This window comes from Thermoflexus hugenholtzii JAD2, assembly GCF_900187885.1.
In the GTDB taxonomy this organism is placed as follows: domain Bacteria; phylum Chloroflexota; class Anaerolineae; order Thermoflexales; family Thermoflexaceae; genus Thermoflexus; species Thermoflexus hugenholtzii.
The window spans coordinates 16,522-27,233 of record NZ_FYEK01000024.1 but is presented as its reverse complement, the minus strand read 5'-3'; the positions used below and the strand labels follow the sequence as shown (position 1 = coordinate 27,233).

Genomic DNA, 10,712 nt, shown 5'->3' with positions numbered 1-10,712 from the left:
CCCCACATTCACATGCGGCTTCGCCCGCACAAACACCGCCTTCGACATCGCTCGCCTCCTCTCGAAGAAGGTTTCGGTCGGGTTCGGAACTTTGTAGCCTGCACAACATATACGGATGACCGGGGCATGAGCCGGGCATCCCCGTGGTTTTCCAACAAAAAATAAAAATCAAGCGCAAGCGTCCGAGAGATGAACAGGAGCCCACGACGGGACTCGAACCCGTGACCCCACCCTTACCAAGGGTGTGCTCTGCCGCCTGAGCTACGTGGGCTCGCAGAACTGCTTCGATTGGGACAACCTGGATCAACGATCGGCCGGTGCCATTGGCCGGGGCGCCCAGGCGCCCCGGCGTGAGCCGTTTCAGTGGGCGGGGAGGGATTCGAACCCCCGAAGGCTTCCGCCACCTGGTTTACAGCCAGGCCCCGTTGGCCACTTGGGTACCCGCCCAGGTCAAGCCGACGGCGGGATTCGAACCCGCAACCTCGCGCTTACAAGGCGCTTGCTCTACCGGTTGAGCTACGTCGGCATCCCAGACTCAATTATACCCGGTCCGAATTCTCCCGGTCAAGCCGACGAGCGCCCGCCCATCCGGGTTGGATAGTATACTGAAGAGAGATCAGGTTCGTCAAATCGCTGGTGGAGAGGAGCCCAGATCCCTTTCTCCCAGGAGAGAGGAGCGGTGATATCCAAACCTTCGCTGCTGGAACGTCTGGCCCGGGGTCCGGTGCTGGCCGATGGGGCGATGGGCACGATGCTCTACGCCCGGGGCTTCTCCTTTGATCGTTGCTATGAAGCGCTGAACCTAGAAGCCCCTGATGTCGTCCGAGAGATCCATCGGCTGTATCTGGAGGCCGGGGCGGAGATCCTGGAGACCAACACCTTCGGAGCGAATCGTTACCGGCTGGCGGAGCACGGTCTGGAGGATCAGGTGGCCCGCCTCAACCGCGCAGGGGTGGAGCTGGCCCGTCAGGCTGCGTCGGCCGCCGGCCGCCCGGTGTGGATCGCCGGCTCGGTAGGGCCCCTTGGGGTTCCCCTGGCCCCTCTGGGCCGGGTGAAGGCGGTGGAAGCCCGCGAGGCTTTCCGGGAGCAGATCGCTGCCCTGGCCGAAGCCGGGGTGGATCTCCTGATCCTGGAGACTTTCTCTTCGCTCCCGGAGCTGGTGGAGGCGGTGCGGGCCGCCCAGGAGGTTGCCCCGCATCTTCCCCTGGTGGCGGAGATGACCTTCGCCCAGGATGGCCATACGCTGATGGGCCACACGCCGGAGGAGGTTGTGGACGCCCTGATGGCCCTGGGGGTGCCCCTCATCGGGGCGAATTGCTCCGTGGGTCCCGCCAAGCTGCTCCCGGTGATCCGCCGGATGGCCGCCCGGGTGCGGGAGGCCGGGGGACCGCCTCCCGATCTGGTGGTGATGCCCAACGCCGGCTGGCCGGAGATGGCGGCGGGCCGCTTGCGCTACCCGGCCACGCCGGATTATTTCGCGGACTACGCCCGACGTTTCCTCGCCCTGGGGGTGCGGGTGATCGGCGGATGCTGCGGAACGACGCCGGAGCACATCGCGGCGATTCGCCGCACCCTGTCGGCTCATCCGGAGCCTGCTCCGGAGCCTCAGCCGGTGATCCTCATGCCTCCTCCACCCCCTGCGCCCATGGAGCAGCCCCCGACGGAGCTGGCGAGGCGCCTGCGGTCGGGGCGGCTGGTGATCAGCGTGGAGGTGGATCCCCCCCGGGGGCCGGATGCCAGCGGCCTGCTGGAGGTGGCCCGCTCCCTGAAGGCCGGCGGGGTGGACGTGCTGAACATCGCGGACAGCCCAATGGCCCGACTGCGGATGAGCCCCTGGGCGCTGGCCTTCCTGGTGCAGAACCACGTGGGGATGGAGACCATCCTGCACTTCCCCACCCGGGGCCGCAACCTCCTGCGCATCCAGTCCGATCTGCTGGCCGTTCACGCGCTGGGGGTGCGAAACCTCTTCATCGTGATGGGCGATCCTCCCGCTCAGGGGGATTATCCGGAGGCCTCGGACGCGATGGACATCGTGCCCTCCGGCCTGGTCCGGTTGATCAAGGAGCGGTTCAACGCGGGGCAGGATCACGCCGGGGAGCCTATCGGCCGCCCCACCGCCTTCTTCGTCGGGGTGGCCTTGAACTTCAACGCCCCGGATCCGGCCCGGGAGATCAAGGCCCTGCGCCGGAAGGTGCGGGCGGGGGCGGATTTCATCATGACCCAGCCGGTGTATGAGCCGGAGGCCCTACGAGCTTTCCTGCGGCGTTATGAGGAAGAAGCGGGGCCGCTGTCCATTCCGATCCTGGCCGGCGTGCTCCCCCTGGTCAGCCTTCGCCATGCGGAATTCCTCCACAACGAGGTCCCCGGTATCATGGTGCCGGAGGCGGTGCGGGAGCGCCTGCGGCGGGCCGGGGAGGAGCGGGCGCGGGGGGAAGGACTTCGCATCGCGCAAGAGGTCGTCGCCGAGCTGGCGGAGTTCGTCCAGGGCCTTTACGTGATGCCGCCGATGGGCCGCTACGAACTGGTTTTCTCGCTGATGGAAGCCATCCCGCCCCATCGGCGCGGGGGAGGCCGGACCGGGGAGCCTGCGATGGAAAGCGAGGGCCCCCAAGTCTCCGGCGGGCGTGGGGAGCTTTCCGACGAACGTTAAGACGAGGTTCGCGGGAGTCCCTTCGATCGGGTGGGCGGATCCCGCTGTCTGCCCGGGAAAGGAGTGTGCGGAATGGGATACATCGAGCGGTTGCTTGGGGAGAACGAGCAGATCCTCTTCCGAACCCATCCCCATCCGGTGGTCCTCCTCCGCCCGGTTCTGGGCTATGGGGCGCTGACCGGCGTGTTGATCGGCCTAGCCCTGGCGGGAGAGGCCGCTTTCCCGACCCTGACGCCCCCGCTCCTGATCGCCGGCCTGGCGCTGGCTGCCATCCCCCTGATCCTGTTGATCCACACCCTCCTGCGCTGGTGGAACGAGGTTTATCTGGTGACCACCCGGCGGGTAGTCCAGGTCGAAGGGATCCTGAACAAGAGCGTTATGGACTCATCCCTGGAGAAGGTGAACGATGTCATGCTGCGCCAGTCCTTGTTGGGGCGCTTGCTGAACTACGGGGACATCGAGATCCTGACGGCCAGCGAGATCGGGGTGAACCGGCTGCGCTGCATCGCGGACCCCCTGCGGTTCAAGCAGGTGATGCTGGATCAGAAAGCCGCCCTCGAGGGGCGCTTCGCGCTGGAGGGCGAGGAGGGTGGGGAGGACCGCGCCCGGCTGCTCGTGCATCTGGAGGCCCTGCGGCGCAGCGGCCTGCTCAGCGAAGAGGAATTCGAGGCGAAGCGACAGGCTCTCCTCAAATCCCAGGGATGAGGGGCTCCGAATGCACGTCCACGAGGTGATCCCCCGCTCGGAATACGAGGCGGCCGCCGCCTGGCTCCGCGAGCGGCTGCCTTCCCGGCCGCGCCTCGGACTGGTGCTGGGGTCCGGCCTGGCGGCGCTGGCGGAAGCGGTAGAGGAGGCCGCGATCTGGTCGTTCCCTGAGATCCCGGGCTTCCCCGCCGCCACGGTGGAGGGGCATCCCGGCCGGGTGATCGCCGGCCGTCTGGAAGGACATCCGGTCCTGGTCCTTCAGGGGCGGGCCCATTTCTATGAGGGTTACTCGGTGCAGCGGATCACCTTTCCCATCCGGGTGATGCAGCTGCTCGGGGTCCGGATGCTGATCCTCACCAACGCGGCGGGGGGATTGAACCCAGCTTTCCGGCCCGGGGATGTGATGATCGTGCGGGATCACATCGGGCTTCCGGGGATGGCGGGGATGAACCCCCTGCGGGGGCCCAACGAGGCCGATTGGGGGCCTCGCTTCCCCGAGCTCTCACGGGCCTATGATCCGGCGCTGCGGGCCCTGGCGCGGGAGGTCGGGGAGGCGGAGGGCTTGCCGGTCCATGAGGGGGTTTACGTGATGCTGGCCGGGCCCAGTTTCGAGACGCCTGCGGAGGTGCGTTTCCTGCGCATGATCGGCGCCGACGCGGTCGGGATGTCCACCGTCCCCGAGGTGATCGTCGCCTGCCATGGGGGGATGCGCGTCCTGGCGCTCTCGGGGATCTCCAACGTCCTGAACCCGGAGGCCTTCGAGCCGCCCACCCATGAAGAGGTGCTTCAGGCCGGTCGGGTGCTGGCCCCTCGCCTGCTGACCCTCATCCGCGGCGTGCTGCGCCGCCTCCCCCACGAAGCAGGGTCTGAACTTTCGAAGCCGCACGCTTGATGGAAACCCTTCGCGAGCTGCTTCAATCGTTGGCCCCCGTGCTGTATGGGGGGATCGGCCTGTTGTGGCTGATCACCCTGGGGCAGGTCTGGCGCGCGTATCGCCGGCTCGCCCGTGCTTTCTTCCGGGTGGAGCGGGAGATGGCGCAAATGGCGCTGTGGGGCGGGCTGGCCCGGGCGGGCCTGCTGCTCATCGTGGGGCTGGGCCTGTGGCTGCTGCTGGGACCGGGCTTCCCTGGGCCTGGCCCGGCGGCACCCTCCCCCACCTTCACGCCCACCCCTTCTCCCACCCGGCCGGTTCCAGTGTTCCCTTCCCCGACTGTGCTTCCTCCGCTCCCCACGGCGCCTCTTCGAACGCCCACACCTGTCCCGTCTCCTTCCCCCTCACCGTCCCCTTCTCCTACCCCGAGCCCGACCGTTCCGGGAGCCCGCTGCCCGGATCCAAACGCACAGATCGAGATCCCTATCCCCGGCCAGGTGATCTCCCAAGCGGTGACCATGATCGGGACGGCCACCCATCCGGCCTTTCAGTTTTACAAGGTGGAGATCCGCGGGCCGTATACGGGAGACCAATGGGTCACGCTGGGGGACGTCGTGCGGCAACCGGTGCTTCGGGGCTCCTTGTGGTTGTTTGATCCCCGTCCGTTCTTCAGCCAGCCGGGGGCTTACCGGCTGCGCGTGGTGGTGGTGGATCAGGCGGCCCGGGAGGCTGCCCAGTGCGAGGTTCCCATTGAGATTCAGCCGTAAAGCGCCGGGGAGCGCTCTCAGGCGCCCCCCGGTGATCGGATAGAGGCTTCAAGGGCCGCGCTACTTCTCCGCGTTCAGGAAACTCCCGAAGAAGGCGCTGAAGTATTCGAAGGTCCCCGTGCGGCCCTTGTGGTTGGGATCCTTAGCGTCCCACTGGGCCTTGAAGGTGGCCACCACGTCGTTGGCGTCCAGCTCCGCGCCGTTGTGGAACTTCACCCCCTTACGCAGGTAGAAGGTCCACACCGTGAGGTCGGCGTTGGCCTCGTAGCGCTCGGCGAGGGCGGGGACCACCTCCACGCCGCCCACCTTGTAGTCCAGCAGCGGCTCGTAGACCTGGATGCAAGCCCGGAAGGTCTCGCCGTCGGTCTCATCGGCGCACCAGAGGGCGATGGGCTCGGCGTTCTGCATCCAGACCAGCTCGTCCTTGCCGGGATCCATCACCGAGAAGCGCTCGTTGTTCAGCGGGCTGGCGTGGGCGCCCTTCACCGTCGCCTTGAAGGCCGCGGCGGCAACCCCATGGGCCAGGGGGACCATGGGGACGTGCTGCTTGATCAGCTCGTTCACCTTGTCGTAGTGCTTCTGGCGCGCGGCGGGGTCGCTCAGCCGGGCTGCGGCGCGGATCTCCTCCACCAAGTCGGGGAAGAGCTTGCCGAACTGCAGGTTCGCCTCGTTGGCGAAGTGGTAGTCATAGAAGTTGGTGGCGTCCGGATAATCCGCCAGCCAGCCCAAAAGATACATGGGCTCGTTGCCCGCGGCCACCGAGTCTAGGAAGGCGCCGGACTCCATGACCTTGATCTTAACCCGGATGCCGACCTCCGCGAGCTGGGCCTGGATGTCCTGGGCGACCTGGCCCGGCCGCGGCAGGTAACCCCGCACCACGTCGCGGTAGGAGAGGGTGATGTCAAAGCCGTTGGGGTAGCCGGCCTCGGCGAGGAGCCGCTTGGCCTCCTGCGGATTGTAGTCATACCACTTCAGGCCCTCGGTGTAGCCCGGCTTGAGGGCCGGCGGCACGAACTGCTCCGCCACCATGGAGCCCGCCGGGTAGAAGTTCTTGACCAGGCGCTCCCGGTCGATGGCCATGGCGATGGCCTGGCGGACCTTCTCGTTATCCAGAGGCGGGTGGTTGTTGTTCAGGCCCAGGTAGGCGATGTTCAGCGGCGGACGGATGTAGAGCTGGAGGTTCGGATCCTTCTGGATGACCTCGAAGTCCTCCGGGTTGGGGTTGTCGATGCCGTCCACCGTCCCGGCCTGGAGCTCGAGCAGACGGGCGGCGGCCTCCTTAGACCAGCGGAAGACGAGGGTCTTGGCCTTCGGCTTCTCGCCCCAGTAATCCGGGTTCGCCTCGAAGATGATGCGATCGCCCCGGATCCACTCCTTCACCTTGTAGGGGCCGGTCCCGTTGGGCTTCTCGCTCATCTTCACCGTGTCGCCGCCGTTGGCGTCCAGGTAATCTTTATCCTGGATGGCGAAGGCAGCGAAGGCCACTTTGGAGGGGAAGGCCGGATCGGGGTAGCACAGGGTGAAACGCACGGTATATTGATCGACGGCCTCGATGGCCTTGAACTCCCCACCGTAGTTGCAATCCGGCGCCTCCACCTTCATGGGTTGGAAAGCCGGAGTTGGGGTGGCAGGCGGTGGGGTGGGCGTGGGGGGCGGAACCGTGGCCGTCGGCGTCGGGGTCGCCCCAGGCGCGCAGGCGGCCAGCGCCAGGGCGAGCAGGACCAGGACACGCGCAACGACAAGACTCTTCCGACGCATGGCTTCTCCTCCTTTCGCAAAACAGAGGTTTGCGGGAAGACCTGACAGGCCCAAACGGAACCTGCGCTACACCGAGTATATATAGTAGAAGCGGCGGATCCTGTCAACCGATCAGATCGGGTCCGGCCGGAGCCATTGCTGGAAGGGCCGGCTTCGGGGATCCGCCGGATGGCTCGCTAATGCCACCGGCTTCAGGCGGTTATTGGGAGGCGGCCGCGGTCAAATGTATACACCGGCCATACCTCGGATCCGCTGAGCCGAAAGGAGGCGGGTGATGTTCACCCTACGGGTCGAAACACCGGTATCATCTCTCCAGCCCGCTTGCTTTTTCATCCGGGACGCCGAGGGACGATTGCTGGCCCGCATACGGGAGATTCGGGGGGGAAGCCTGCTTCGCCGCCTTCTCTTCTACACGAAGTTCCGCGCCGCTCTGAGGCTCATCCTGGAGGTTGAGGAGTACGCCACGGGTCGGCGTCTTCTCTTAGAGCGGCCCTTTATTCTTCCCCGTATGCGATACCGTCTCGTTGCAGAAGATGGCTCGCCGATATGGCAGTTTGAGGAGCAGGGCTTCTTGATCCCACATTACCGGATCCTTAGCCGGTAGGAGCAGCTTGTCGGTATCTTCCGCTTAAGTCTCCGTTTTCCCTTCATCCTGGGGCCCCAGATTGGGCGCATTGAGGACACTGATGGCCGTCCGGTGGCTCGAATCGAGTGGAGGAAGTTCGGTTGGCTTCAAGGCGGTTATCGGGAGGGAGCGGTTGAGGTTTACGAAGACCCGGAGCCTTGGGCTCAGATCGCCATGTGGGCCGCCGTCATCCAAGGTCTTATCTTACAGATGCGGTGATCGCAGCTCCCGCCTTTGCCGGCCGCACCGGACCGGTATCAGAACGAGCGGAACCTGCATAGGAGCCGCAAGTCCCATGGCCAGGCCGACGAGTCCGATTCGGCGATACTGCCGTTTGGGGGGGCGGCTCTTGCCTCTCTCATAAGCCCGGAGGCATTTTCAGACTCAAAAACAGGCAACGAGAGGGCGAACCCTCGTCCGCGGGCAGAGCGAGGAAGGCGATGGACCCTCACGATCCGCTATGGATCCAGGCTCACGAGGTTGGGGAATATGTCTTCTGCGCCCGGGCGTGGTGGCATCGCCGCCAGGGGCATCCCGTTGCGCATCCCGAGCAGGCGGAGGCGGGCCGCCGCCATCATCACCGCCTCGGCCAGCGGCGACGCTGGGGGGAGCGCCTGATCGTCCTCGCTGCGCTTCTGCTACTCGTAGGCTCCCTCCTTCTGATCGTCGCCCGGCTGGTGCCCTGACCGAGAGCCGGGCCACGCCATATGATCGACCTTCCTGAGCGGTCGAAATGAATTTCGATCGATCTACAAGCCTCCAGCTCGGAGCCAAGGCCTTCTCCGCGCGCACGGTCCGGATTAAACCGAGAAGCCGATTGAGAGGCGGATTGCCGATCGGCGCAGGGAGCCGAGCGGGTCGCTACCATCGTCCCCAGGCCAGCCCGCCCCAGGTGGCGGCGAACAGGAGCACGCTGATGTAGGCGTTGACGTTGAAGAAGGCCACATCCACGCGCGAGAGGTCCTCCGGGGAGACCAGACGGTGCTCGTAGACGAGCAGCGCCGCCACCCCGGCCAGCCCGAGCCCGTAAGGCCATCCCAGCCGGAGCCCGAGGCCCAGGCCGGCCAGCAGGAGAAGCATCCCCAGGTGGTTCAGGCGGGCCAGCCGCAACGCGGCGGCCACCCCGAACCGGGCCGGGACGCTGTGCAAGCCCTCCCGGCGGTCGAAGTCCACATCCTGACAGGCATAAATCAGATCGAAGCCGGCGATCCAGAGGGTGACGGCAGCGGTCAGGATCCAGGCGGGGAGATCCTCCGGTTTCCAGAAGGAGCCCCGCAGAGCGATCCAGGCTCCCATCGGGGCCAGGCCGTCGGTGAACCCCAGGATCCAGTGGCTGAGCCAGGTAAAGCGCTTCGTGTAGTGGTAGCCAATGAGGAAGAGCAACGCAACCGGGAGTAGCGCCACGCAGAGGGGATTCAGGGCCCAGGCGGCGATCACCAGGATCACCCCGGAGACTCCCACCGCCCACTGAAGGGTCTCCGGCCGCAACAGCCCCCGGGGCAACGGACGGTTCGCCGTGCGCGGGTTGCGCGCATCATATTCCCGATCCGCCAGCCGGTTCATGCTCATCGCCAGGGTGCGGGCCGCCGCCATGGCCACGGTGATCCAGAACACCTGATCCAGGCGGGGCCACCCTCCGGCCGCCAGCAGCATCCCGATGTAAGCGAAGGGGAGGGCGAAGATGGTGTGCTCGAACTTGATCGCTTCCAGGAAAACCCGCACTCCCCGCCCCATCCCACCGTATCCTCTCGAGGTCAACTATGCCTCCGCACCATCCGCCCAACGGTCCAGGATCGCCGGGATCTCCGAGAGCGACCGGATCACCGCATCGGGCCGGATGGCCCCTGTCGGCGCGGAGGTCCCGGCGACCATCGCCGCCCAGATGCCCCGCATCCCGGCCAGATGGGCGCCCCGGATATCTGCCTCCAAGAGGTCGCCGACCACGGCGATCGCCTCCGGGGGGAGACCCCAGGCTGCCGCGATCCCTTCGAAGAGAGCCGGATGTGGTTTCCGCCAACCCACGGCGGCGGAGATCACGATGGGATCGAAGTAAGGCTGAAGCCCGAAGCGCTGGATCAGCCGCCAGGAGTGATCGGCGTCGCCGGAGTTGGTCAGCAGGGCCAGGCGATAGCCCCGACGCTTCAGCTGATCCAGGGTCGGGAGGGCATCCGGGAAGAGCCGCCAGCGGGCCTCCTGAGGGGCCAGGAACGCCCGAACGGCTTCCCGGAGGATCGCCTCCGGCGTCCCGGGATAGCCCAGCTCCGCCAGGGCCAGCCCGAAGGTCTCCACCAGGGGATACTCCCGCCAGTCCTCCTGCCAGCGTCCATACCGGAGGGCCATCCAGCGCTCGAGGTCGGCCTCGAAGGCCTGCGCCTCGACCCGGATTCCGTGATGGCTCAGCGCGCTCCGGGCGGCGGCATACATCTCCCGGCGCAGGCCCTCCGGATCCGCCGGCAGCTCGATCAGCGTGTGGCCGAGATCGAAGATCAACCCCCGAATGCGCATCGCTGCCCCTCAAACCGGAAAGTTCAAAGGGATAGAATGAGGATGTCTCCGCCGTTTGCTAATTGGGCGTGGATCGATGCAGGGAGATGGGTCCGGCGGCCTGCAGGCGGGCCCAGAGGCGGGCCTTCAGGGCCTCCAGCCGCTCCCGATAGGCGGCGGAGCGCACCTCCTCCACACTCATCACCAGGGCGTCCTCCAGGTTGTCCCGATAGTATCGGGGGCGGCGTCCCACGACCTCCAGGCCATACTTCCGATAGAGGCGCTGGGCGATCGCGTTGGAGGCCCGCACCTCCAGGGTGATCAAGTTCGCCCCATAGGCGATGGCCTCCTCCACCAGGGCCAGGAACATCAGCTCCCCCAGCCCCCGCCCCCGCCACGGCGCGTCGACGGCGATGGTGCTGATATGGGCCTCGTCAGGGACCAACCAGAAGCCGCCATAGCCCAGGATCGGCAGGCGCTGGGAAGGCTGCGGAGGCAGGGCCGTGCGCACCGCCCGCGGGCGCAACACGAGGTAATGGGCATTGGGGTTGCGCAGGAGCTCCTGCTCGTAGGCGCGCATCGGCCATGGCATGGAGAACGTGCGCCGCTCGATCTCCATGACCTCCGCGACGTCCTCCCAGCGCATCGGATCGATTTGAAAGGGAACGGACTCCGGGATCGCCAGCGCCGGCATTCTCCCTCGAGATGAAGGCGACGGATGCGGAGCTTTTACACATTGATCCAGGCGCCTGCGGACGGGCGGTCCTCCCCGCCGGCCAGGGCCGCGGTCGACGGTCGAAATGAGTTTCGACCCATAAGTATCCGGCTCAGAGCCCGGGCCTTCCCTCCGCG

Annotated in this window: 10 protein-coding genes and 3 tRNA genes; 6 read left to right on the top strand and 7 right to left on the bottom strand. The window is 66.5% G+C overall.

All coding sequences use genetic code 11. From position 1 onward, the window contains the following. Positions 1 to 198: 198 nt before the first annotated feature. From CFB18_RS06075 to CFB18_RS06065, 3 genes are all read right to left on the bottom strand, one after another. Positions 199 to 271: transfer RNA gene (locus tag CFB18_RS06075), tRNA-Thr, on the bottom strand. A 93-nt stretch (positions 272 to 364) separates the two neighbouring features. After that, positions 365 to 447: transfer RNA gene (locus tag CFB18_RS06070), tRNA-Tyr, on the bottom strand. A gap of 6 nt (positions 448 to 453) precedes the next feature. Then, positions 454 to 526, bottom strand: a tRNA-Thr gene (locus tag CFB18_RS06065). Positions 527 to 679: 153 nt separating this feature from the next. On the opposite strand from CFB18_RS06065, the gene CFB18_RS06060 reads away from it, so the two are divergent. The 4 genes from CFB18_RS06060 (at position 680) to CFB18_RS06045 (ending at position 4,993) form a co-directional block, all read left to right on the top strand. Further along, complete coding sequence (locus CFB18_RS06060; RefSeq protein ID WP_200808102.1) at positions 680 to 2,650, top strand: bifunctional homocysteine S-methyltransferase/methylenetetrahydrofolate reductase; 1,971 nt, start codon at positions 680 to 682, stop codon at positions 2,648 to 2,650. A 72-nt stretch (positions 2,651 to 2,722) separates the two neighbouring features. Next, the gene (locus tag CFB18_RS06055; RefSeq protein ID WP_088570914.1) at positions 2,723 to 3,355 is read left to right on the top strand and encodes a PH domain-containing protein; all 633 of its coding nucleotides are present in this window, start codon (positions 2,723 to 2,725) and stop codon (positions 3,353 to 3,355) included. 10 nt (positions 3,356 to 3,365) lie between these two features. Beyond that, a complete protein-coding gene (locus CFB18_RS06050) occupies positions 3,366 to 4,247 on the top strand; it encodes a purine-nucleoside phosphorylase (protein WP_088570913.1) in 882 nt (293 codons plus the stop codon). Then, positions 4,247 to 4,993, top strand: a complete 747-nt coding sequence (locus CFB18_RS06045) for a hypothetical protein (RefSeq protein ID WP_088570912.1) — start codon at positions 4,247 to 4,249, stop codon at positions 4,991 to 4,993. The genes CFB18_RS06050 and CFB18_RS06045 overlap by 1 nt, the downstream gene beginning before the upstream one ends. Positions 4,994 to 5,053: 60 nt before the next feature. On the opposite strand, the gene CFB18_RS06040 is transcribed toward CFB18_RS06045, so the two are convergent. Next, positions 5,054 to 6,751, bottom strand: coding sequence for an ABC transporter substrate-binding protein (locus CFB18_RS06040; RefSeq protein ID WP_088570911.1), 1,698 nt, complete (start codon positions 6,749 to 6,751; stop codon positions 5,054 to 5,056). Between the two features lie 274 nt (positions 6,752 to 7,025). Here CFB18_RS06040 and CFB18_RS06035 point away from each other — a divergent pair, with 274 nt between their 5' ends. After that, entirely contained in the window at positions 7,026 to 7,355 is a 330-nt protein-coding gene (locus tag CFB18_RS06035; RefSeq protein ID WP_088570910.1) for a hypothetical protein, read from the top strand. Positions 7,356 to 7,816: 461 nt separating this feature from the next. Further along, on the top strand, positions 7,817 to 8,062 hold the full coding sequence (locus CFB18_RS06030) for a hypothetical protein (RefSeq protein ID WP_088570909.1): 246 nt from the start codon (positions 7,817 to 7,819) through the stop codon (positions 8,060 to 8,062). Positions 8,063 to 8,237: 175 nt separating this feature from the next. Here CFB18_RS06030 and CFB18_RS06025 read toward each other — a convergent pair whose 3' ends face one another. Genes CFB18_RS06025 through rimI form a run of 3 tightly spaced genes read right to left on the bottom strand, consistent with a single transcriptional unit; the run spans position 8,238 to position 10,554 of the window. After that, entirely contained in the window at positions 8,238 to 9,110 is an 873-nt protein-coding gene (locus tag CFB18_RS06025; RefSeq protein ID WP_088570908.1) for a UbiA-like polyprenyltransferase, read from the bottom strand. Positions 9,111 to 9,134: 24 nt separating this feature from the next. Continuing rightward, entirely contained in the window at positions 9,135 to 9,881 is a 747-nt protein-coding gene (locus CFB18_RS06020; protein WP_088570907.1) for an HAD family hydrolase, read from the bottom strand. A 58-nt stretch (positions 9,882 to 9,939) separates the two neighbouring features. Beyond that, positions 9,940 to 10,554, bottom strand: coding sequence for a ribosomal protein S18-alanine N-acetyltransferase (gene rimI, locus CFB18_RS16220; RefSeq protein WP_088570906.1), 615 nt, complete (start codon positions 10,552 to 10,554; stop codon positions 9,940 to 9,942). Positions 10,555 to 10,712 lie beyond the last annotated feature (158 nt).